General features: G+C 53.2%; 27 protein-coding genes. 19 read left to right on the top strand and 8 right to left on the bottom strand.

The annotated features are described in order from the left end of the window. The first annotated feature begins 93 nt into the window (after positions 1–93). From ACLJPQ_RS12005 to ACLJPQ_RS11990, 4 genes are all read left to right on the top strand, one after another. Positions 94–261, top strand: a complete 168-nt coding sequence (locus ACLJPQ_RS12005; protein WP_001519136.1) for a YhfG family protein — start codon at positions 94–96, stop codon at positions 259–261. Beyond that, on the top strand, positions 251–853 hold the full coding sequence (locus ACLJPQ_RS12000) for a putative adenosine monophosphate-protein transferase Fic (RefSeq protein WP_024156916.1): 603 nt from the start codon (positions 251–253) through the stop codon (positions 851–853). Before ACLJPQ_RS12005 ends, ACLJPQ_RS12000 begins: the two co-directional genes overlap by 11 nt. A gap of 31 nt (positions 854–884) precedes the next feature. Further along, positions 885–1,448, top strand: coding sequence for an aminodeoxychorismate synthase component 2 (gene pabA, locus ACLJPQ_RS11995; protein WP_000601879.1), 564 nt, complete (start codon positions 885–887; stop codon positions 1,446–1,448). 85 nt (positions 1,449–1,533) lie between these two features. After that, complete coding sequence (locus tag ACLJPQ_RS11990; RefSeq protein WP_080185141.1) at positions 1,534–2,751, top strand: aspartate aminotransferase family protein; 1,218 nt, start codon at positions 1,534–1,536, stop codon at positions 2,749–2,751. A 42-nt stretch (positions 2,752–2,793) separates the two neighbouring features. Here ACLJPQ_RS11990 and ACLJPQ_RS11985 read toward each other — a convergent pair whose 3' ends face one another. After that, entirely contained in the window at positions 2,794–4,881 is a 2,088-nt protein-coding gene (locus tag ACLJPQ_RS11985) for a YccS/YhfK family putative transporter (RefSeq protein ID WP_000269311.1), read from the bottom strand. A gap of 48 nt (positions 4,882–4,929) precedes the next feature. Beyond that, a complete protein-coding gene (crp, locus tag ACLJPQ_RS11980; protein ID WP_000242758.1) occupies positions 4,930–5,562 on the bottom strand; it encodes a cAMP-activated global transcriptional regulator CRP in 633 nt (210 codons plus the stop codon). Between the two features lie 307 nt (positions 5,563–5,869). Here crp and ACLJPQ_RS11975 point away from each other — a divergent pair, with 307 nt between their 5' ends. Beyond that, the gene (locus tag ACLJPQ_RS11975) at positions 5,870–6,274 is read left to right on the top strand and encodes an OsmC family protein (protein WP_001148919.1); all 405 of its coding nucleotides are present in this window, start codon (positions 5,870–5,872) and stop codon (positions 6,272–6,274) included. Between the two features lie 95 nt (positions 6,275–6,369). Here the strand turns inward: ACLJPQ_RS11975 and ACLJPQ_RS11970 are convergent, their stop codons facing one another. Genes ACLJPQ_RS11970 through ACLJPQ_RS11960 form a run of 3 tightly spaced genes read right to left on the bottom strand, consistent with a single transcriptional unit; the run spans position 6,370 to position 8,573 of the window. After that, the gene (locus ACLJPQ_RS11970) at positions 6,370–7,239 is read right to left on the bottom strand and encodes a phosphoribulokinase (RefSeq protein ID WP_001274690.1); all 870 of its coding nucleotides are present in this window, start codon (positions 7,237–7,239) and stop codon (positions 6,370–6,372) included. A 51-nt stretch (positions 7,240–7,290) separates the two neighbouring features. Further along, positions 7,291–7,509 carry a YheU family protein gene (locus tag ACLJPQ_RS11965; RefSeq protein ID WP_000586568.1) on the bottom strand — a complete coding sequence of 73 codons (219 nt, stop codon included), beginning with the start codon at positions 7,507–7,509 and terminating at the stop codon, positions 7,291–7,293. Then, positions 7,506–8,573, bottom strand: coding sequence for a hydrolase (locus ACLJPQ_RS11960; RefSeq protein WP_001214115.1), 1,068 nt, complete (start codon positions 8,571–8,573; stop codon positions 7,506–7,508). Before ACLJPQ_RS11960 ends, ACLJPQ_RS11965 begins: the two co-directional genes overlap by 4 nt. A gap of 197 nt (positions 8,574–8,770) precedes the next feature. Between ACLJPQ_RS11960 and ACLJPQ_RS11955 the strand changes: the two genes are divergently transcribed. Beyond that, on the top strand, positions 8,771–9,082 hold the full coding sequence (locus ACLJPQ_RS11955) for a monooxygenase (protein ID WP_000047689.1): 312 nt from the start codon (positions 8,771–8,773) through the stop codon (positions 9,080–9,082). Position 9,083: 1 nt separating this feature from the next. Here the strand turns inward: ACLJPQ_RS11955 and ACLJPQ_RS11950 are convergent, their stop codons facing one another. Beyond that, positions 9,084–9,305, bottom strand: coding sequence for an ATPase component of ABC transporter with duplicated ATPase domain (locus ACLJPQ_RS11950; RefSeq protein WP_010835113.1), 222 nt, complete (start codon positions 9,303–9,305; stop codon positions 9,084–9,086). Positions 9,306–9,467: 162 nt separating this feature from the next. Continuing rightward, on the bottom strand, positions 9,468–11,375 hold the full coding sequence (locus tag ACLJPQ_RS11945; protein WP_000634765.1) for an ABC transporter ATP-binding protein: 1,908 nt from the start codon (positions 11,373–11,375) through the stop codon (positions 9,468–9,470). Positions 11,376–11,640: 265 nt separating this feature from the next. On the opposite strand from ACLJPQ_RS11945, the gene kefG reads away from it, so the two are divergent. The 4 genes from kefG (at position 11,641) to slyD (ending at position 14,893) form a co-directional block, all read left to right on the top strand. Further along, entirely contained in the window at positions 11,641–12,192 is a 552-nt protein-coding gene (gene kefG, locus ACLJPQ_RS11940; protein ID WP_080185142.1) for a glutathione-regulated potassium-efflux system ancillary protein KefG, read from the top strand. After that, complete coding sequence (gene kefB, locus ACLJPQ_RS11935; protein ID WP_023138256.1) at positions 12,192–13,997, top strand: glutathione-regulated potassium-efflux system protein KefB; 1,806 nt, start codon at positions 12,192–12,194, stop codon at positions 13,995–13,997. Before kefG ends, kefB begins: the two co-directional genes overlap by 1 nt. Before the next feature lie 10 nt (positions 13,998–14,007). Continuing rightward, on the top strand, positions 14,008–14,208 hold the full coding sequence (locus ACLJPQ_RS11930) for a YheV family putative zinc ribbon protein (protein WP_001007735.1): 201 nt from the start codon (positions 14,008–14,010) through the stop codon (positions 14,206–14,208). Positions 14,209–14,302: 94 nt separating this feature from the next. After that, the gene (slyD, locus tag ACLJPQ_RS11925) at positions 14,303–14,893 is read left to right on the top strand and encodes a peptidylprolyl isomerase (RefSeq protein ID WP_000861341.1); all 591 of its coding nucleotides are present in this window, start codon (positions 14,303–14,305) and stop codon (positions 14,891–14,893) included. Between the two features lie 188 nt (positions 14,894–15,081). Here the strand turns inward: slyD and ACLJPQ_RS11920 are convergent, their stop codons facing one another. Continuing rightward, on the bottom strand, positions 15,082–15,300 hold the full coding sequence (locus tag ACLJPQ_RS11920; RefSeq protein WP_001152701.1) for a protein SlyX: 219 nt from the start codon (positions 15,298–15,300) through the stop codon (positions 15,082–15,084). A 219-nt stretch (positions 15,301–15,519) separates the two neighbouring features. Between ACLJPQ_RS11920 and fkpA the strand changes: the two genes are divergently transcribed. The 9 genes from fkpA to ACLJPQ_RS11875 all read left to right on the top strand — a co-directional run. Further along, positions 15,520–16,338 carry an FKBP-type peptidyl-prolyl cis-trans isomerase gene (fkpA, locus tag ACLJPQ_RS11915; protein ID WP_000838225.1) on the top strand — a complete coding sequence of 273 codons (819 nt, stop codon included), beginning with the start codon at positions 15,520–15,522 and terminating at the stop codon, positions 16,336–16,338. A 276-nt stretch (positions 16,339–16,614) separates the two neighbouring features. Then, the gene (locus tag ACLJPQ_RS11910; protein WP_000091471.1) at positions 16,615–17,337 is read left to right on the top strand and encodes a transcriptional regulator; all 723 of its coding nucleotides are present in this window, start codon (positions 16,615–16,617) and stop codon (positions 17,335–17,337) included. After that, the gene (tusD, locus tag ACLJPQ_RS11905; RefSeq protein ID WP_001268010.1) at positions 17,337–17,723 is read left to right on the top strand and encodes a sulfurtransferase complex subunit TusD; all 387 of its coding nucleotides are present in this window, start codon (positions 17,337–17,339) and stop codon (positions 17,721–17,723) included. The genes ACLJPQ_RS11910 and tusD overlap by 1 nt, the downstream gene beginning before the upstream one ends. Further along, on the top strand, positions 17,723–18,079 hold the full coding sequence (tusC, locus tag ACLJPQ_RS11900) for a sulfurtransferase complex subunit TusC (RefSeq protein ID WP_000820705.1): 357 nt from the start codon (positions 17,723–17,725) through the stop codon (positions 18,077–18,079). The genes tusD and tusC overlap by 1 nt, the downstream gene beginning before the upstream one ends. 7 nt (positions 18,080–18,086) lie before the next feature. Next, positions 18,087–18,374: a sulfurtransferase complex subunit TusB gene (gene tusB, locus ACLJPQ_RS11895; RefSeq protein ID WP_000903400.1), complete on the top strand. Its 288-nt coding sequence runs from the start codon at positions 18,087–18,089 to the stop codon at positions 18,372–18,374. Between the two features lie 125 nt (positions 18,375–18,499). Further along, positions 18,500–18,874, top strand: a complete 375-nt coding sequence (gene rpsL, locus ACLJPQ_RS11890) for a 30S ribosomal protein S12 (RefSeq protein ID WP_000246815.1) — start codon at positions 18,500–18,502, stop codon at positions 18,872–18,874. A gap of 95 nt (positions 18,875–18,969) precedes the next feature. Then, positions 18,970–19,440 carry a 30S ribosomal protein S7 gene (gene rpsG, locus ACLJPQ_RS11885; protein WP_001138042.1) on the top strand — a complete coding sequence of 157 codons (471 nt, stop codon included), beginning with the start codon at positions 18,970–18,972 and terminating at the stop codon, positions 19,438–19,440. Between the two features lie 96 nt (positions 19,441–19,536). Further along, positions 19,537–21,651, top strand: coding sequence for an elongation factor G (fusA, locus tag ACLJPQ_RS11880; protein ID WP_000124693.1), 2,115 nt, complete (start codon positions 19,537–19,539; stop codon positions 21,649–21,651). 71 nt (positions 21,652–21,722) lie between these two features. Continuing rightward, a partial coding sequence (locus tag ACLJPQ_RS11875; protein ID WP_079965015.1) for a GTP-binding protein occupies positions 21,723–22,399 on the top strand: 677 nt, incomplete at its 3' end.

The following is a 22,399-nucleotide window of genomic DNA, read 5'->3' as shown; positions in this document are numbered from 1 at the left end:
GCGCGAGCCGCCCGCGTTTTCTCCCTGTCTCAGCGTAACCTGAAATTGCTGCTTATACTTGTGGTCAAGCACAGACATATTCAGGGAGGCCCGGTGAAGAAACTTACCGATAAACAAAAGTCACGCTTTTGGGAACAGCGGCGCAACGTTAACTTCCAGCAAAGCCGCCGTCTCGAAGGTATTGAGATCCCCTTAGTAACCCTGACCGCCGATGAAGCGCTGGCACGTCTTGACGAGCTTCGGAGGCACTATGAGCGATAAATTTGGCGAAGGGCGCGATCCGTACCTCTATCCGGGGCTGAATGTGATGCGTAATCGGCTGGGGATTCATCAGGCCCAGCGACTGGCGCAAGCGGCATATGAAATGTCCGCGCTCCGTGCCGCCACGATTGAACTGGGGCCGCTGATACGCGGCTTGCCTCATCTGTGCGCGATTCATCGCCAGCTCTATCAGGATATTTTCGACTGGGCAGGGCAACTGCGGGAGGTCGATATTTACCAGGGCGATACCCGTTTCTGCCACTTTGCCTATATCGAAAAAGAGGGCAATGCTCTGATGCAGGATCTGGAAGAAGAGGGCTATCTGGTCGGTCTGGCGCACGAGAAGTTTGTCGAGCGGCTGGCGCATTACTACTGCGAAATTAACGTGCTTCATCCGTTTCGTTTGGGGAGCGGGCTGGCGCAGCGCATCTTCTTTGAACAGCTGGCGTTACATGCAGGCTATGCGCTGAGTTGGCAAGGTATTGCGGTTGAAACATGGAAGCAGGCGAACCAGAGCGGCGCGATGGGCGATCTCTCCGCTTTGCAGGCGATTTTTCAGAAAGCGATAAGCGAAGCTCGCGAAACTGAGTAAAATAGTGCGGTTCTACTCACCCGGAGCCGCCATGATCCTGCTTATCGATAACTATGATTCCTTTACCTGGAACCTCTACCAGTATTTTTGTGAACTGGGCGCGGAAGTGCAGGTCCGGCGCAATGATGCGCTGACGCTGGCGCACATTGACGCTTTGAACCCGCAAAAAATCGTTATCTCTCCTGGCCCCTGTACGCCGAATGACGCTGGCATTTCACTGGCGGTCATCCGCCATTATGCCGGACGTATTCCGATGCTGGGCGTTTGCCTGGGTCATCAGGCGATGGCGCAGGCCTTTGGCGCGTCGGTGGTGCGGGCAGCGAAAGTGATGCACGGTAAAACGTCACCTGTTACGCATAATGGACAGGGCGTGTTTCGGGGATTGCCCAGCCCGTTAACCGTGACACGTTACCACTCGCTGATTGTCGACCCTGCCACGTTGCCAGAGTGTTTTGAGATCACCGCCTGGAGCGAAACGCAGGAGATTATGGGCATTCGCCACCGCGAGTGGGATCTGGAAGGCGTGCAGTTCCACCCGGAAAGTATTCTCAGCGAACAAGGACACGCTCTGCTGGAAAATTTCCTCCGGCGTTGATTTGTGGTTGCTATTGAGTGATTTTTTATTCATATTTTGTGATTATAATTTCACTGACATTTCTACTTAACCGGGTGGTAATGATATGGCAACTGAACAAACGGCTATTACGCGCGCAACTTTTGATGAGGTGATTCTGCCTGTTTATGCACCGGCGGACTTTATTCCGGTCAAAGGTAAAGGCAGCCGCGTATGGGATCAGCAGGGCAAAGAGTATATCGATTTCGCCGGCGGGATTGCAGTGACTGCGCTGGGCCATTGCCATCCGGCGCTGGTCGAGGCGCTGAAATCCCAGGGGGAAACCTTGTGGCATACCAGTAACGTTTTTACCAATGAACCGGCGTTGCGTCTGGGACGTAAACTGATCGACGCCACGTTTGCCGAGCGCGTGCTGTTTATGAATTCCGGCACCGAAGCGAACGAAACCGCTTTTAAACTGGCGCGTCATTATGCCTGCGTGCGCCATAGCCCGTTCAAAACGAAAATCATTGCCTTCCAGAACGCCTTTCATGGCCGTTCCTTGTTTACCGTCTCTGTAGGCGGGCAGCCGAAATATTCCGACGGCTTTGGGCCGAAACCCGCCGATATTATTCACGTTCCCTTCAACGATCTTCATGCGGTGAAAGCGGTAATGGATGACCACACCTGCGCGGTGGTGGTCGAGCCGATTCAGGGTGAAGGCGGCGTGCAGGCGGCTACACCGGAATTCCTCAAAGGGTTACGCGACCTGTGTGACGAGCATCAGGCGTTGCTGGTGTTTGATGAAGTGCAGTGCGGGATGGGACGCACCGGAGACCTGTTTGCCTATATGCACTACGGCGTCACGCCGGATATCCTCACCAGCGCCAAAGCGTTAGGCGGCGGTTTTCCGGTGAGCGCCATGCTGACCACGCAGGAGATCGCCTCGGCCTTCCATGTCGGTTCGCATGGTTCAACCTATGGCGGCAATCCGCTGGCCTGTGCGGTGGCTGGCGCGGCATTCGATATTATTAATACGCCAGAGGTACTACAAGGCATTCACACTAAGCGGCAACAGTTTGTGCAACATTTGCAGGCGATTGACGAGCAATTTGACATTTTCAGCGATATTCGCGGCATGGGGCTGCTGATTGGCGCGGAACTGAAACCGGAGTACAAAGGTCGGGCGCGCGATTTTCTGTACGCAGGCGCGGAGGCCGGCGTGATGGTGCTCAATGCCGGAGCCGACGTGATGCGTTTTGCCCCGTCGCTGGTGGTGGAAGAGGCGGATATCAATGAAGGAATGCAGCGCTTTGCGCAGGCGGTAGGGAAGGTGGTTGCCTGATGGCGGATTGCCGGATAAGCGTAGCGCATCCGGCAGTCGGTCTTAACCTTTTGTATCCCGTAGCCGCTTACTCAGCCAGATACCGTGATGCGGACGCTGACGCCAGGCCATCGACGAAATGGTGTGCATGGTGTTCAGATGGCCAATGATGCGCTGTAAATGTTGCTCCAGAGTGCTCAATAAGCCATGTGACGGCATGTCCGGCGACTCCAGAATATTGACATCGCCGGAGCCGCCTGGCCTGTCGTACTCCAGGCGCTGCTGGCAGCGCTGAATCGCAATCTCGCAAGATTCCAGATAGCGCTGCGCCAGATCCGGCGTCAGCATGGTGTGTTCCCGCGCCAGCGTCGTCATAGCGTTGATATGCTCGACAATAAACTGGCTGTGCGTGACCCACAGTTTCATATCCGACAGATAGTGGGTATTGAATCCCGGTTCCTGCATTGCCTGATTTAACGAGTTGAATAACGTGTTATGCGCCTGGTTGACCCGCATTCTTTGATAAGCGAGCGGGGTGGCCTGCGGATCGTTACTGAGGATCAGTCGGATAGCTTCCTGATCGGCTTCCAGCGCATCATGGGCGTTTTTACGTAATAGCCCGCTTTGCCATTGCGGCCACAGCCAGACCATGCCGCCAAAGGCAATTAAACAGCCAATCAGCGTATCGATCAGCCTCGGCACAATAAACTGCTCTCCGTTTAACGTCAGTAACTGGATGGTGTATACCGCCGTCACCGTAAAGCCGACCGTCGCCCAGCCGTAGTTTTTACGAATAATCAGATAACTTGCCAGCGTTAGTACCAGCATGACCGCCAGCGTAATGCTTTCGGGAATATGTAAGTGCAGCGTGACGCCGGCAATCACCAGGCCGACCAGCGTTCCGACCGAACGGTGCAGAATACGTACGCGCGTCGCGCCATAGCCGTTTTGGGTGACAAACAGCACCGTCATGAGTATCCAGTACGGTTTAGGCAGGTGCAACGCGCTGCCCATCAGACTGGCGATGCTCATCATCACGCTGATGCGTCCGGCGTTGCGTAGCGCCGGCGATTTTAGCGACATATAATTTTTCAGCGCCGGAAGTAGCGGCAGACGACGCTGTTTATCGGCCATCAGGTCGCGGGCGTACAGCGGCCGCTGAGTACGCAGCACACGGGCGATTCGACTGAAGTGCCAATAGCAGAACTGGCCTACCGGATTTTCAGGATGCTGATTGGCGATCTTCTCCAGAGCGCCAATCTGTTTTTCCATGGAGAAGCGCGTCGGCAGACGATGATAAAGAATGTCATCCGCCAGCACGCGCAGACGGGCGGCGACCGTTTGCGCATTCCAGCGAATCACCTCTTCCGCATGGCTGCGTTCTACCAGTTTCTGTACCTCTTCCGGCTGATGCAAGCTGACGGAGATGTGCTCCTGCAAATCCATCGCTTCCTGAAAAGCCCGTAACAGGCGCTTGTAATCATTATTGTTGTGCGCCGAAAGCATATGCATCTGTTGGTAACACTGGGTAATGAGATCGACCGCTTTTTGCTGGCGTATCAGCAGGGGAGGCAGCGCTTTTTCCGGATCGATATGTTGGGTGAGCAGGCTGTATTTCGCTTCGCAATAATCGGCCAGTTCACGGTATAACAAACTCAATGACTCGCGCAGCGGCTGTTCGCGCCATAGCCAGAACCAAAACCAGTTAAACACGCCGTACCATAGCGTGCCCAGCGCATAAATGAGCAGCGGCTCCCAGACGGGCATGTATCCCGCAAGACTCAGGGTAAAGATGGCGGCAATCAGCGACGCTGGCAGTAACCGCGCGTGAAGCGGGCTAATTTCCGCCGTCACGCCAAGCACCAGCGTGAGCCCGGTCAGGATCAACGGCAGGGGGATGGATTCCGCCAGCAGAAGTTGCGTTACCAGACTGCATCCGGCGAACAGCGATGCGCCGATGATCAGGCGTTTAAAAAAGCGTTTGTGCGGGGTATCCAGACCTGCAATGTTGCAGCAGGCGGGAACGAGAGAGAAAAGCAAGCCCAGGTGTAGCTGGCCTATCAATAAACCGACAGCCACAGGCAGGCACAGCACCAGCGTTTGCCGTAGTGCGTAATTAATCTCTGGGTGATAAATCAGTCTTCGCCACATCGATGCAAACAAAAATGGCGCATGATAAAACGCGCCATTCTGACGGAATTAACGGGTGCCGTAGACGACGATGGTCTTGCCATGCGCGGAGATCAGGTTTTGATCTTCCAGCATTTTCAAAATACGACCAACGGTTTCGCGGGAGCAGCCGACGATCTGGCCAATTTCCTGACGGGTGATTTTGATCTGCATCCCATCCGGGTGCGTCATGGCATCGGGCTGTTTCGCCAGATTCAGCAGCGTCTGAGCGATACGCCCGGTGACGTCAAGGAAGGCGAGGTTACCTACTTTTTCAGAAGTGACTTGTAAGCGACGAGCCATCTGGGAAGAGAGGCGCATCAGAATATCCGGGTTGACCTGGATTAATTGGCGAAATTTTTTGTAGGAAATTTCAGCGACCTCACATGCGGTTTTCGCACGTACCCAGGCGCTGCGTTCCTGGCCTTCTTCAAACAGGCCCAGTTCACCAATAAAATCACCCTGATTCAGATAAGAAAGGATCATTTCTTTCCCTTCTTCATCTTTGATCAGCACTGCCACGGAGCCTTTAACGATGTAGTACAGCGTTTCTGCTTTTTCACCCTGGTGAATCAGCGTGCTCTTTGACGGGTACTTATGAATGTGGCAATGAGACAAGAACCATTCAAGAGTCGGGTCTGTTTGCGGTTTGCCAAGCACCATGCGCGGTTATCCTCTGTTATAAGCTGTCTCCAGAGCCAGAAAACGGCACTGTCTCTGGGGTTGCAAAAATATACTTCCCGCTACCTGGGAAGGGGGCTACGAAAATAGATTGTAGCCTGTAATGTGATGTCCTCTGCATACATGCAGTACGTCAATGTATTACTGTAGCATCTTGTCTGTTTTAGCATAGCTTTCGCCGTGTGTCTCCTGGTGTCTCGCTTCAGCATGACCCAGGTCGCCTTCCATTGCGACTTTTGTTGTATGCGCGTAATCTTTCAGGAAAATTGAAACATTGGAGTTACGAAATATGCAAGCGCGTGTAAAGTGGGTTGAAGGGCTCACGTTCCTCGGAGAGTCCTCCTCCGGCCACCAGATTTTAATGGATGGTAACTCCGGTGACAAAGCGCCGAGTCCGATGGAGATGGTATTAATGGCGGCTGGCGGATGTAGCGCTATTGATGTGGTATCAATCCTGCAAAAGGGCCGTCAGAATGTCACCAACTGCGAAGTGAAGCTGACATCCGAGCGCCGGGAAGACGCGCCGCGCCTGTTTACGCACATTAATCTGCATTTTATCGTTACCGGCAGCGATCTGAAAGAGGCTGCCGTCGCGCGCGCTGTCGATCTCTCCGCGGAAAAATATTGTTCGGTGGCGCTAATGCTGGAAAAAGCGGTCAATATTACCCATTCGTATGAAGTGATTGCGGCGTAACATGTGATGCCGGATGGCGGCGTGGCTTTATCCGGCCTACCCGTTTTTATCTCGTAGGCCCGATAAGCGTAGCGCCATCGGGCATTTCACCGCGGTTATTCGATTTTTTTGCCTTCCATTAATCGCTGCACCAGCGGCAACATAATCAGCTCCATCGCCAGCCCCATTTTACCGCCCGGCACTACTAATGTATTAATGTGAGAAATGAACGAGCCCTGGAGCATCGCCAGAAGCCAGGGAAAATCGATCCCTTCCAGATTGCGGAAATGGATCACCACAAAACTCTCATCCAGCGAGGGAATACCCTTTGCGGCGAACGGATTGGATGTATCGACGGTCGGTACGCGCTGGAAGTTGATATGGGTACGCGAGAACTGCGGCGTAATGTAATTGATGTAGTCGTCCATGGAACGCACCACGGAATCCATCACCGCTTCACGGGAGTGTCCGCGCTCGCTGGTGTCGCGAATCAGTTTCTGAATCCACTCGAGGTTGACGATAGGCACCACGCCAACCAACAGATCAACATGACGCGCGACATCATGTTGCGGGGTGACGACGCCGCCGTGCAGCCCTTCATAAAACAGCACATCGGTCGGTTCGGGAAGCGGCTGCCAGGGGGTAAACGTGCCGGGAACCTGATTCCACGGTACGGCTTCATCATAGGTATGCAGATATTTACGCGACTGGCCTTTACCCGTCTGCCCGTACTCAATAAAAGTATGTTCCAGTAGGCTGAAGTCATTGGCTTCAGGCCCGAAATAGCTGATATGCCGCCCGGCGTCACGCGCTTTGCGGATCGCCATGTCCATTTCCGGGCGGGTGTAACGATGAAAACTGTCGCCTTCCACCTCGGCGGCGTGCAGATTTAACTGCGCGAAAATTTTACGAAACGCGAGGCTGGTGGTGGTGGTCCCCGCGCCGCTTGACCCTGTTACTGCTATCACCGGATGTTTGGCTGACATGGCAACTCCATGATTGAGCTTTAGTAATAATGTATTGTCGGCAAAGGCGTTTTATTCGCGAAACTGCTTTTTCGGCATAATATTGACCGTTTCATGTAATTCAGACCATACCAGCACGGCCTCGCCGGATTGCAGTTGGCGTTTTACGTCAGCGACTTTTTGTTCAAGCGAACGTTCATGTTCACCATAATCGGTGCCTTCGCGCAACACAAAGCTTTCGATCAGGTTGTCCAGCGTGTCGGGGGCGAGCCCCTGCCAGGGAATGATCATGATGACGCCTCCAGGTACGTTGTCAGCCAGTCAGGAATTCGGCGTTCCAGCCACATTTCAGGGCGCAGCGGCGTACCGCCGATAAATCCTACGTGTCCGCCATGCTCAGTTAGCTGATACTCCACCTGCGGGGGCAGATCTTCCGCTTTAGGGATCACATGATGATCCATAAACGGATCGTCTTTAGCGTGAATAATCAGCGTCGGTTTAGCAATCTGGTTAAGCAACGGCATGGCGCTACACTGACGATAGTAGTCGATGGCGTCGGCAAAGCCGTGAATTTTCGCGGTGATCAGGTCGTCAAACTCGCGAATACGGCGCATTGATTTCAGTTGCGCCAGATTCACCGGCAGCGACCCGGGGTACGCCGCCAGCTTGCGTGACGCATTCGCTTTTAACAGATTAAGCAAATAACGCTGATAGACGCGGGAAAACCCTTTGTCCATATGGTAGCTACAGGCTTCGAGAACAAAGGGCGCAGAAACAATCACCGCCGCCTCGATGGGAATATCGCGGCCTTCTTTCGCCAGCAGGCACGCCAGCATATTACCGCCGAGCGAATAGCCCACGGCGGCTGTCGGAACGGCGCCGAACTCCCGCTGTAACCAGCGTAAAAACCAGGCTCCGTCCTCCGTTTCACCGGAGTGGTAAATACGATTCAGACGGTTGGGTTCGCCGCTACAGCCGCGAAAGTGCATCACCACGCCCAGCCAGCCGCGCTTTTGCGCCGCCTCAATCAGCCCGTGGGCATAGGGGCTGTTCAGGCTGCCTTCCAGACCGTGAAAGACCACCAGCCGCGGTTTATGCTTTGCCTGTTGCGGTTCTTCGCTCCATGCCAGATCGACAAAATCGCCGTCCGGTAGCTCCAGCCGCTGCCAGTGGGCGTTGAACTTCACTTTGCGGCGGATTAAGCGCGGCAGCATAGTTTGTAAATGGCGATTACGAATGCCACGCATGGGAATAAATTCATGCGAGTCATTGACAGGCGGGGTCATTTCTGTGGACGTGATCTCAACCATAGCACCAGAACAATTGATAATTGGAAACAATACTATACCGCGCATAAGGTTCACAGATTAGTCAATATGTGATTTTACGTTCAATTGGTCGTCTGGCGAAATAAAATTGCGCCTCATTTCACCAGAGGGGGCGGTATGCAAGGCGCGCGCAATACCCCACAGAAATCGCGTGAACCTCTGCATCAGCCGAATTAATCGTGGTAGTGTGGCAACACGATAGTTATGTGACTCAAGGAGAAGGCATGTCGAAGACACTTTTACAGATCCATTTTAACTTTAGCGGCCCTTTTGGCGAGGAGATGACTCAGCAACTGGTCGGGCTGGCGGAGTCTATCAATGAGGAGCCGGGCTTCATCTGGAAAATCTGGACAGAAAGCGAGAAAAACCAGCAAGCTGGCGGGATTTACTTGTTTGAATCCGAAGAAACGGCGCAGGCTTATATTAAAAAACACACTGCGCGTCTGAAAAATCTTGGCGTTGATGAGGTGACGTTTAAATTATTTGGCGTGAACGACGCGCTGACGAAAATAAATCACGGCAACCTTTGCCGCTAAATCACATAACGCAGCCTTCTGTTCCGGTGCTGCCGACCGCAACGGTAACCTTTATATCGGGACGAGTACCGAAGAGGCCTTTATGGACGAACAGCGGACAACGAACGTTCTCTTTCAGCGTGTGCAGCGCCTCGGCGGTGCGGGCGATGTTACCCTTCTCCACAAACATCATGAAGATGGTGAGCTTGCGGAAGGTAATGTCATCGGTGATCGACAGGTTCATCGTCCGCTCCGTGCGTTAGAGCCTATCCCAGTAGGCGTAATTGTTGAAGCCAGTTTGGGGCAGGACAGCGCGCAGAAACCGGAGCGTACACATAGTACGTGAGGATTTCGAGCACTGCCCGGCCCTAAAATGGCGAATAAAATAGCCTAATGGGATAGGCTCTTAGTCGTTCTGCATCATCTGCTCAAGCTGTTCCTGCGCCTCAAGCCATGCCATTTCACATTCTTCCAGCCCGGATTTGGCGCTGGCCTGCAGTTGCAGACACTCGGTCATCTCCGCTTTACGGCTGGGGTCATACAGGCTGCTGTCGCCGAGCTTCTCTTCCGCCTGCGCTAACTGGGCGTTGAGCTTTTCCATCTCTTTTTCCAGACGGGTAATCTCTTTACGCAGCGGCTGCGTCAGAGTGCGTAGCTCGGCTTCGCGACGCTTCTGATCTTTGCGTGACTGGGCGCTGTTGGCGTTGTTTTCCTTCGGCGCGTCGTCGGCCTGGTTTTCCTGCTTCTGCACGTCACTCAGCCACTGCTGATAATCTTCCAGGTCTCCGTCGAACGGTTCGACCTTTTTGTCGTGAACCAGATAGAGGTCGTCAGTGGTGGAGCGAATCAGGTGGCGGTCGTGCGACACGACGACCAATGCGCCTTCGAAATCAATCAGCGCTTCGGTGAGCGCCTGGCGCATGTCGAGATCCAGGTGGTTGGTCGGTTCATCGAGCAACAGCAGATTTGGACGCTGCCAGACAATCAGCGCCAGCACCAGGCGCGCTTTCTCGCCGCCGGAGAAACGTTGCGTCTCTTCCGTTACTTTGTCGCCCTGGAAACCGAAGCCGCCGAGATAGTCGCGCAGCTTCTGCTCCAGTTCCTGCGGCGCCAGACGCGCCATATGCTGCAACGGGGATTCATCGGCGCGCAGGAACTCCAACTGGTGCTGGGCGAAGTAGCCGAGCTTAATGCCTTTGGCGAGGCCGATTTCACCGTGCAACGGTTCCAGTTCGCCCGCCAGCAGCTTGATCAGCGTCGATTTCCCCGCGCCGTTGCGGCCCAGCAGGCCGATACGCGAGCCGGGCACCAGGTTCAGCTTGATGGATTCCAGAATGATGCGATCGCCATAACCTGCGCTGACTTTTTCCATTTTCAGCAGCGGGTTCGGCAGGCTTTCCGGCGCGCGGAAGCTGAAATGGAACGGGTTGTCGACATGAGCCGGCGCAATCAGCTCCATACGCTCAAGCATCTTGATACGGCTTTGCGCCTGCTTGGCCTTGGTGGCCTTGGCGCGGAAACGGTCGATGTAGCTTTGCAGATGCGCCACACGCTCCTGCTGACTCTCATACATCGCCTGCTGTTGCGCCAGGCGCGTGGCGCGCTGAACTTCAAACGCGCTGTAGTTGCCGGTGTACTCGAACAGAGTCTGCTGTTCGATATGGATAATTTTATCCACTATCGGGTCAAGAAAGTCGCGATCGTGGGAGATCAGAATCAGGGTGCCCGGATAGCTCTTCAGCCATTTTTCCAGCCAGATAACGGCATCCAGATCGAGGTGGTTGGTCGGTTCGTCGAGCAGCAGTAAATCGGAACGGCAAATCAGCGCCTGGGCCAGGTTAAGGCGCATCCGCCAGCCGCCGGAAAAGTCGCTGACCGGACGTTCCAGCTGATCGTTAGAGAAGCCGAGGCCGTGTAACAGGCTGGCGGCGCGCGAGCGAACGGTCCATGCGTCGATGGCGTCCAGCTTGCCATGTATGGAGGCGATAGCATGTCCGTCGTTACGTTCGTTGGCGTCGTTAAGCTGCGCCTCCAACTGCCGGTATTCACGGTCGCCGTCAATGACATACTCAATCGCTGGCTGAGGCAACGCAGGTGTTTCCTGATTCACCCACGCTAATTGCCAGGTTCCGGGCAGGGTAAAACTCCCGGCATCGGCGCTGATTTCATTTTTTAGCAATGCCAGCAGGGTAGATTTACCGCAGCCGTTTTTACCCACCAGGCCGACTTTCTGGCCTGGATTAATGGTAGCCGAGGCATTGTCCAGTAGGACGCGCACGCCGCGACGAATTTGTAACGAGGAGAAAACAATCATAAGGCGCCGTATGTTCAGACTATGTTAATTTATCATTATGATAATGTAATATTCGGGCGTACCGCCGCGCTGGAGCGCAATGGTAGCTCAAAACAACAACGATACACAAAATCATTCAGGCCGCCTTTGGTGAGAGACAAGAATATCTCTCATTAATCCCCAGCGGCGGACATGGAGTACGTTTCTGAGTTGAACAAACGCTGTCAACGTAGAAGCGGCCTGAAGAATGGCATGTATCGACCCAAAACAACCGGGAGGGGGATTGATGTCTCAGCCAGCGAAAGTCTTGCTGTTGTATGCCCATCCGGAATCTCAGGACTCGGTTGCTAACCGGGTACTGCTTAAACCGGCCATACAGCACAATAACGTAACTGTGCACGATCTTTATGCGCGTTATCCTGATTTTTTTATCGACACGCCCTATGAACAAACCCTGTTACGTGAGCACGACGTCATTGTTTTTCAGCATCCCCTTTACACCTATAGCTGTCCGGCTTTACTGAAAGAATGGCTTGATCGCGTTTTGAGTCGGGGGTTCGCCAGCGGACCAGGGGGAAACCAACTGGTGGGAAAGTACTGGCGTAGCGTGATTACGACCGGCGAGCCGGAGAGCGCTTACCGGTATGACGCGCTAAACCGCTATCCAATGAGCGATGTACTCCGCCCTTTTGAACTGACCGCGGCCATGTGCCGGATGCACTGGATGCCGCCCATTATTGTGTACTGGGCGCGCCGCCAGTCGCCGCAGACGCTGGCCAGTCATGCGAAAGCCTATGGCGAGTGGCTGGCGAATCCTGTGAGCGCGGGAGGCTATTGATGGAAGGTGCTGATTTATTGACAGCGGGAGTGTTGTTCCTCTTCGCGGCGGTGGCGGCGGTGCCGCTGGCCGCCAGGCTGGGCATCGGCGCGGTGCTAGGGTATTTGCTGGCGGGAATCGCCATCGGTCCGTGGGGGCTGGGATTTATCAGCGATGTTGACGAGATCCTGCACTTTTCCGAACTGGGCGTCGTGTTTCTGATGTTTATCATTGGTCTCGAACTCAATCCGTCCCGGCTTTGGCAACTGCGGCGCTCTATCTTCGGCGTCGGCGCTGCTCAGGTGCTGTTAAGCGCGGCGGTGCTGGCGGGATTATTGATGCTTGCTGATTTCTTATGGCAGGCGTCGGTCGTCGGCGGGATTGGCCTGGCGATGTCTTCGACGGCGATGGCGCTACAACTGATGCGCGAGAAAGGCATGAATCGTAGCGAGTCCGGGCAGTTAGGGTTTTCCGTCTTACTGTTTCAGGATTTAGCGGTGATCCCCGCGCTGGCGTTGGTGCCTTTATTGGCGGGATCGGCCGACGAGCATTTCGACTGGTTTAAAGTGGCAATGAAGGTACTGGCTTTCGCGGTAATGCTGATTGGCGGTCGTTACCTGCTGCGCCCGGTATTTCGTTTTATTGCTGCGTCCGGCGTGCGGGAGGTCTTCACTGCCGCGACGCTGTTGCTGGTGTTGAGCGCCGCCTTATTTATGGATGCGCTGGGACTGTCGATGGCCCTGGGAACCTTCATTGCCGGCGTTTTACTGGCAGAGAGCGAATACCGGCATGAGCTGGAAAACGCTATCGATCCCTTTAAAGGTTTACTGCTTGGGCTGTTCTTTATCTCCGTCGGTATGTCGCTAAATCTCGGCGTACTTTATACCCATTTACTGTGGGTGGCGGCGAGCGTTGTTATTCTGGTCGTCATAAAAATGCTGACGCTGTATCTGCTGGCGCGGTTATATGGAATAAGAAGTTCTGAACGGATGCAGTTTGCCAGCGTGCTGAGTCAGGGGGGCGAGTTCGCTTTTGTGCTCTTTTCTACCGCCTCTTCTCAGCGCCTGTTTCAGGGCGATCAGATGGCGTTATTATTGGTGACTGTCACGTTATCAATGATGACCACACCGCTACTGATGAAAGGGATTGATAAGTGGCTATCGCGCCGCCTTAATGGCCCGGAAGAGAATGATGAAAAGCCGTGGGTTGAGGATGATAAGCCCCAGGTAATTGTCGTCGGCTTTGGCCGTTTTGGTCAGGTGATCGCTCGCTTATTGATGGCGAATAAGATGCGTATCACCGTGCTGGAACGCGATATCGGCGCCGTTAATCTGATGCGCAAATATGGTTATAAAGTGTATTACGGCGACGCTACACAAGTCGAGCTGCTGCGTTCTGCGGGCGCGGAAGCGGCGGAGTCGATAGTCATCACATGTAATGAACCGGAAGACACGATGAAGCTGGTGGCGCTGTGTCAGCAGCATTTTCCTCATCTGCATATTCTTGCGCGAGCGCGTGGACGTGTGGAGGCCCATGAGTTATTACAGGCTGGCGTCACGCAGTTTTCCCGTGAAACGTTTTCCAGCGCGCTGGAACTGGGACGTAAAACTCTGGTGTCGTTAGGTATGCATCCGCATCAGGCGCAACGCGCGCAGTTGCATTTTCGTCGGCTGGATATGCGAATGTTGCGGGAACTGATCCCGGAGCATAGCGACATGGTACAGATTTCGCGCGCCAGAGAGGCCCGACGCGAACTGGAGGAGATTTTTCAGCGCGAAATGCAACAGGAACGGCGCCAGTTGGATGGCTGGGATGAATTTGAGTAGGGGTAAAACAATGGCAATCCGTAAACGTTTTATTGCAGGCGCGAAATGTCCGGCCTGTCAGGCGCAGGACACAATGGCGATGTGGCGTGAAAATAATGTCGATATTGTTGAATGCGTTAAGTGCGGGCATCAAATGCGGGAAGCGGATAAAGACGTTCGCGAGCATGTTCGCAAAGAAGAGCAAGTGATCGGGATTTTTCATCCGGACTAGCGATATGCCGCAGGTTTTTTTAAGCTAAGGGGTACACGGCTGCAGAATTCCGCTACAATCTGCGCCACTATTCTTCCCATGCTCAGGAGATATCATGAAAGTAGCAAAAGACCTGGTGGTCAGCCTGGCCTATCAGGTACGTACAGAAGACGGTGTGTTGGTTGATGAGTCTCCGGTGAGTGCGCCGCTGGATTACCTGCACGGTCACGGCTCCCTGATCTCTGGTCTGGAAACCGCGCTGGAAGGCCATGAAGTTGGCGACAAATTTGATGTCGCTGTTGGCGCGAACGACGCTTACGGTCAGTATGACGAAAATCTGGTGCAGCGTGTGCCTAAAGACGTCTTTATGGGCGTTGATGAACTGCAGGTAGGGATGCGTTTCCTGGCGGAAACCGACCAGGGCCCGGTACCGGTAGAGATTACCGAAGTGGAAGACGATCACGTTGTGGTTGATGGTAACCACATGCTGGCTGGCCAGAATCTGAAATTTAACGTAGAAGTTGTTGCGATTCGTGAAGCGACTGAAGAAGAACTGGCCCACGGTCATGTTCACGGCGCGCACGATCACCACCACGATCACGGTGAAGATGGCTGCTGTGGCGGTCATGGTCATGACCATGGTCACGAGCACGGCGGCGAAGGCTGCTGCGGCGGTGGTGGTAAAGGCGGCTGCGGTTGCCATTAATCCCCGTCGTCTTTCAAGCCACCGCGGTGTTGGCTACGCTTTCAAACCCCGGTCACATAGTTATCTATGCTCCCGGGGAATTTTCAAGCTTGCCGCCTTGCTGTGACTCGAAATCCTTAGGGTATTATCATTGGTTCGATAAATCATCGGGCACAAAAAAAGCGGGTTATCCCCGCTTTTTTTTCGTCTCAATAATGCGGCGGCGGCGTTTCTTCTGCCTGAGAGGCGATATTTGACGGCTGACTGGCTTTTAACTTTTCCGTGAGCAAACGCAGATGATCGCGCAGCTTCGCCATCTCCATTTCATGTGCGGTTACCGTCAGGTTTAGTTCTTCTATGGTAATCTCCTGGAACGCCAGACGGCTTTCCAGTTCAGCCAGACGAGCTTCCATCGTGATATCCTGCATGATGTACCTCTTTATGTTGTCTCCGTCGGCGGATTCTACTTAACTTTACCGGCTTTCACAGCAACCATTACGCGCCCTACGAAACTAATTTAAACAAAAAGAGTCTGAAAAGAAGTGATAATAGGGCGTGTTCGTATGTTGATTTGTTCTGCAACGATTTATAGTACGCTTCTTACGTAAGTTAACATGGGGCGAGATGCCCCGGCCCTGGAGATATGGATGAAATCACTGTTTAAAGCCACGCTGCTGGCAACGACGATGGCCGTTGCTATGCACGCACCGATCACTTTTGCTGCTGATGCGGCGAAACCGGCAGCTACCGCTGATAGCAAAGCAGCATTTAAAAACGACGATCAAAAAGCGGCTTATGCGCTGGGCGCCTCGCTGGGTCGTTACATGGAAAATTCGCTTAAAGAGCAGGAAAAGTTGGGCATCAAACTGGATAAAGATCAGTTGATTGCCGGCGTTCAGGATGCCTTTGCCGATAAGAGCAAACTGTCCGATCAGGAAATTGAGCAAACGCTGCAGACGTTTGAAGCACGTGTGAAGAGCGCTGCTCAGGCGAAGATGGAAAAAGACGCTGCCGATAACGAAGCAAAAGGTAAAACGTTCCGCGACGCTTTTGCTAAAGAGAAAGGCGTGAAAACCTCCTCTACCGGTCTGCTTTACAAAGTAGAGAAAGAAGGCACAGGCGAAGCGCCGAAAGATAGCGATACCGTTGTGGTGAACTACAAAGGTACGCTGATCGACGGTAAAGAGTTTGATAACTCTTACACGCGCGGCGAACCGCTCTCCTTCCGTCTGGACGGCGTTATCCCTGGCTGGACTGAAGGCCTGAAAAATATTAAGAAAGGCGGCAAGATCAAGCTGGTTATCCCACCGGCGCTGGCCTACGGTAAAACGGGCGTTCCGGGTATCCCGGCGAACTCCACCCTGGTATTCGACGTAGAGCTGCTGGATATCAAACCAGCGCCGAAAGCGGATGCTAAACCTGCCGATGCGGCTGACGCTAAAGCCGCAGATGCTGCTAAAAAATAAAAACTGAGAGCCGCCGCTTGTAATAGCGGCGGTTTTTTTTATTCAGGCCGGATATATTACTCACCATAATTTGATTTGCGGATAACGGCGCTTGTGCTGGTCGTTAAGGGCGAGACCGTAGGCTGAATGACCGCCAACGCACACGTAGTCTGAAATAGACGAGCAAATTAGTACTGGAAAGATGAACCCTCACTGTATTAATTTAATCATCCGCGTAAATAATGAGCCTGCCCTGAAAACATAACGACAGGCTCCTGAAAAGGAGTGTTTTTTTTCATGTCCAGGTCGCTTTTAACCAACGAAACCAGTGAACTTGATTTGCTGGATCAGCGTCCCTTCGAGCAAACCGACTTCGATATTCTGAAATCCTACGAAGCGGTAGTGGACGGGTTAGCGATGCTTATAGGTTCCCATTGTGAAATCGTATTGCACTCTTTGCAGGATCTAAAATGTTCAGCCATTCGTATTGCCAATGGCGAACATACGGGCCGTAAAATTGGCTCGCCGATTACCGACCTGGCGTTGCGCATGTTGCACGACATGACAGGGGCGGACAGTAGCGTGTCGAAATGCTATTTCACGCGCGCGAAAAGCGGTGTCTTGATGAAGTCGTTGACGATTGCCATTCGCAACCGCGAGCAGCGCGTCATTGGTCTACTGTGCATCAACATGAATCTTGATGTGCCATTTTCACAGATTATGAATACCTTTATTCCGCCGGAAACGCCGGAAGTCGGCTCAGCGGTTAATTTTGCCTCCTCAGTCGAAGATTTAGTCACCCAGACGCTGGAGTTCACGATCGAAGAAGTGAATGCCGATCGTAATGTCTCTAACAATGCGAAAAATCGTCAGATCGTCCTTAACCTGTACGAAAAAGGCATTTTCGATATTAAAGACGCCATTAACCAGGTAGCCGATCGTCTGAATATCTCAAAACACACGGTTTACCTCTATATTCGCCAGTTCAAAAGCGGCGATTTTCAGGGGCAGGATAAATAATGCGTTATGCCATTATGGTCACCGGGCCGGCATATGGCACCCAGCAGGCCAGCAGCGCATTGCAGTTCGCCCACGCGCTGCTCAATGAGGGGCATGAGTTAGCCAGCGTCTTTTTCTATCGGGAAGGGGTCTATAACGCCAATCTCCTGACCTCGCCGGCGAGCGATGAATATGATCTGGTACGCGCCTGGCAGAAATTGAATACGCAGCATGGCGTAGCGCTGAACATCTGTGTCGCGGCGGCGCTTCGTCGCGGTATTATTGATGAAACTGAAGCCGGCAGACTGGCGTTGCCGTCCGCCAATCTTCAGCCGGGCTTTACGCTAAGCGGCCTGGGCGCGCTGGCGGAGGCTTCTCTCACCTGCGATCGGGTGGTGCAGTTTTAATGAAACGTATTGCATTTGTCTTTTCCACCGCGCCACATGGTAGCGCCTCAGGCCGTGAAGGGCTGGATGCGCTGCTGGCGACGTCAGCGCTAACGGAAGCGCTGGGCGTCTTTTTTATCAGCGACGGCGTCTTTCAGTTATTACCAGGACAAAAACCAGACGCTGTGCTGGCGCGTGACTATATTGCTACTTTCAAGCTCTTTGATTTGTACGATATTGATCAATGCTGGATCTGCGCGGCATCGCTGCGCGAGCGTGGTCTGGAGAACGTTAATTTTGTGGTAGACGCCACGCCGCTGGAACCCGTGGCGTTACGCCGCGAGCTTGGCAACTATGATGTCATACTGAGATTCTGAGGCGTTTATGCTGCATACCTTACCTCATTGCGCTTCGAGCGTTGATTTTCCCGCTTTGCTGCGCCTGCTAAAAGAGGGCGATGCGCTTTTGTTGCTCCAGGATGGCGTTACCGTCGCGATTGAAGGTAACCGCTTCCTTGAAAGTCTGCGCGATGCCCCCATAACGGTCTATGCCTTGAAAGAAGACATTGACGCCCGCGGCCTGGGTGGTCAAATTTCAGACAGTGTCGTCAGGGTTGACTATACTGAGTTTGTCAGACTCACGGTTAAGTATGCCAACCAGATGGCCTGGTGATGGCGGGATCGTTGTATATTTCTTGACACCTTTTCGACACCGCCCTAAAATTCGGCGTCCTCATATTGTGTGAGGGCGTTTTATTACGTGTTTACGAAGCAAAAGCTAAAACCAGGAGCTATTTAATGGCAACAGTTAACCAGCTGGTACGCAAACCACGTGCTCGCAAAGTTGCGAAAAGCAACGTGCCTGCGCTGGAAGCATGCCCGCAAAAACGTGGCGTATGTACTCGTGTATATACTACCACTCCTAAAAAACCGAACTCCGCACTGCGTAAAGTTTGCCGTGTTCGTCTGACTAACGGTTTTGAAGTGACTTCCTACATCGGTGGTGAAGGTCACAACCTGCAGGAGCACTCCGTGATCCTGATCCGTGGCGGTCGTGTTAAAGACCTCCCGGGTGTTCGTTACCACACCGTTCGTGGCGCGCTTGACTGCTCCGGCGTTAAAGACCGTAAGCAAGCTCGTTCTAAGTACGGCGTGAAGCGTCCTAAGGCTTAATGGTTCTCCGTTAAGTAAGGCCAAACGTTTTAAATTAATGTCAAACTAAACTCGTAGAGTTTTGGACAATCCTGAATTAACAACGGAGTATTTCCATGCCACGTCGTCGCGTCATTGGTCAGCGTAAAATTCTGCCGGATCCGAAGTTCGGATCAGAACTGCTGGCTAAATTTGTCAATATCCTGATGGTAGATGGTAAAAAATCTACTGCAGAATCAATCGTATACAGCGCGCTGGAGACCCTGGCTCAGCGTTCTGGTAAATCTGAACTGGAAGCTTTCGAAGTCGCTCTCGAAAACGTTCGCCCGACTGTAGAAGTTAAATCCCGCCGTGTAGGTGGTTCTACTTATCAGGTACCAGTTGAAGTCCGTCCGGTCCGTCGTAATGCTCTGGCAATGCGTTGGATCGTAGAAGCTGCTCGTAAACGCGGTGATAAATCCATGGCTCTGCGCCTGGCGAACGAACTTTCTGATGCTGCAGACAACAAAGGTACTGCAGTTAAGAAACGTGAAGACGTTCACCGTATGGCAGAAGCCAACAAGGCGTTCGCACACTACCGTTGGTAATCCCTTCGGAGTCATAGTCACCAGGCGGGCGCTTCAGGTAAGTCGCCCGTGTTGGATAACTTAACTGAACGCCTAAAGATATCAACGAGGAATCAAATGGCTCGTACAACACCCATCGCACGCTACCGTAATATCGGTATCAGTGCGCACATCGACGCCGGTAAAACCACTACTACCGAACGTATTCTGTTCTACACCGGTGTAAACCACAAAATCGGTGAAGTTCATGACGGCGCAGCTACCATGGACTGGATGGAGCAGGAGCAGGAGCGTGGTATTACTATCACCTCCGCAGCGACTACTGCATTCTGGTCTGGTATGGCTAAGCAGTATGAACCGCATCGCATCAACATCATCGACACCCCGGGGCACGTTGACTTCACTATCGAAGTAGAACGTTCCATGCGTGTTCTCGATGGTGCGGTAATGGTTTACTGCGCAGTTGGTGGTGTTCAGCCGCAGTCTGAAACCGTATGGCGTCAGGCAAACAAATACAAAGTTCCGCGCATTGCGTTCGTTAACAAAATGGACCGCATGGGCGCGAACTTCCTGAAAGTTGTTGGTCAGATCAAAACCCGTCTGGGCGCGAACCCGGTTCCGCTGCAGCTGGCAATTGGTGCTGAAGAAGGTTTCACCGGCGTTGTTGACCTGGTGAAAATGAAAGCCATCAACTGGAACGATGCCGACCAGGGCGTTACCTTCGAATACGAAGATATCCCGGCTGACATGCAGGACCTGGCTAACGAATGGCACCAGAACCTGATCGAGTCCGCCGCAGAAGCTTCTGAAGAGCTGATGGAAAAATACCTGGGTGGTGAAGAACTGACTGAAGAAGAGATCAAACAAGCTCTGCGTCAGCGCGTTCTGAACAACGAAATCATCCTGGTAACCTGTGGTTCTGCATTCAAGAACAAAGGTGTTCAGGCGATGCTGGATGCGGTAATTGATTACCTGCCATCCCCGGTAGACGTACCTGCGATCAACGGTATTCTGGACGACGGTAAAGATACTCCGGCTGAGCGTCACGCAAGCGACGACGAGCCGTTCTCTGCGCTGGCGTTCAAAATCGCTACCGACCCGTTTGTGGGTAACCTGACCTTCTTCCGTGTGTACTCCGGTGTGGTTAACTCTGGTGATACCGTACTGAACTCCGTGAAAACCGCACGTGAGCGTTTCGGTCGTATCGTTCAGATGCACGCCAACAAACGTGAAGAGATCAAAGAAGTTCGCGCGGGCGACATCGCGGCTGCTATCGGCCTGAAAGACGTGACGACCGGTGACACCCTGTGTGATCCGGAAAACCCGATCATTCTGGAACGTATGGAATTCCCTGAGCCGGTAATCTCCATCGCGGTAGAACCGAAAACCAAAGCTGACCAGGAAAAAATGGGTCTGGCTCTGGGCCGTCTGGCGAAAGAAGACCCGTCATTCCGCGTATGGACTGATGAAGAATCTAACCAGACCATCATCGCTGGTATGGGTGAACTTCACCTGGATATCATCGTTGACCGTATGAAGCGTGAATTCAACGTTGAAGCTAACGTGGGTAAACCTCAGGTTGCTTACCGCGAAGCGATTCGCGCGAAAGTTACCGACATCGAAGGTAAACACGCGAAACAGTCTGGTGGTCGCGGTCAGTATGGTCATGTTGTTATCGACATGTACCCGCTGGAGCCGGGCTCTAACCCGAAAGGTTACGAGTTCATCAACGACATCAAAGGTGGTGTAATTCCTGGCGAATACATCCCGGCCGTTGATAAAGGCATCCAGGAGCAGCTGAAGTCTGGCCCGCTGGCGGGTTATCCGGTAGTTGATCTCGGCGTGCGTCTGCACTTCGGTTCTTACCATGACGTTGACTCCTCTGAGCTGGCGTTTAAACTGGCTGCGTCTATCGCCTTTAAAGAAGGCTTTAAGAAAGCAAAACCAGTTCTGCTTGAGCCGATCATGAAGGTTGAAGTAGAAACACCTGAAGAGAATACTGGTGACGTTATCGGCGACCTTAGCCGCCGTCGTGGTATGCTCAAAGGTCAGGAATCTGAAGTTACAGGCGTTAAGATCCACGCTGAAGTACCGCTGTCTGAAATGTTCGGATATGCAACTCAGCTGCGTTCTCTGACCAAAGGTCGCGCATCGTACACTATGGAATTCCTGAAGTATGATGATGCGCCGAACAACGTTGCTCAGGCCGTAATCGAAGCCCGTGGTAAATAAGCCGCAGGGTTAAAAACCAAAATCCCGTGCTCTCTCCTGAAGGGGAGAGCGCTATAGTAAGGAATATAGCCGTGTCTAAAGAAAAATTTGAACGTACAAAACCGCACGTTAACGTCGGCACCATCGGCCACGTTGACCACGGTAAAACTACCCTGACCGCTGCAATCACCACCGTACTGGCTAAAACCTACGGCGGTGCTGCTCGTGCATTCGACCAGATCGATAACGCTCCGGAAGAAAAAGCGCGTGGTATCACCATCAACACTTCTCACGTTGAATACGATACCCCGACCCGCCACTACGCACACGTAGACTGCCCGGGGCACGCCGACTATGTTAAAAACATGATCACCGGTGCTGCGCAGATGGACGGCGCGATCCTGGTTGTTGCTGCGACTGACGGCCCGATGCCGCAGACCCGTGAGCACATCCTGCTGGGTCGTCAGGTAGGCGTTCCGTACATCATCGTGTTCCTGAACAAATGCGACATGGTTGATGACGAAGAGCTGCTGGAACTGGTTGAAATGGAAGTTCGTGAACTTCTGTCTCAGTACGACTTCCCGGGCGACGACACGCCGATCGTTCGTGGTTCTGCTCTGAAAGCGCTGGAAGGCGACGCAGAGTGGGAAGCGAAAATCATCGAACTGGCTGGCTTCCTGGATTCTTACATCCCGGAACCAGAGCGTGCGATTGACAAGCCGTTCCTGCTGCCGATCGAAGACGTATTCTCCATCTCCGGTCGTGGTAC

This window comes from Salmonella sp. SAL04213 (genome assembly GCF_046550535.1).
GTDB classification, from domain to species: Bacteria; Pseudomonadota; Gammaproteobacteria; order Enterobacterales; family Enterobacteriaceae; genus Salmonella; species Salmonella enterica.
This window is presented reverse-complemented; position numbering and strand designations above follow the sequence as displayed.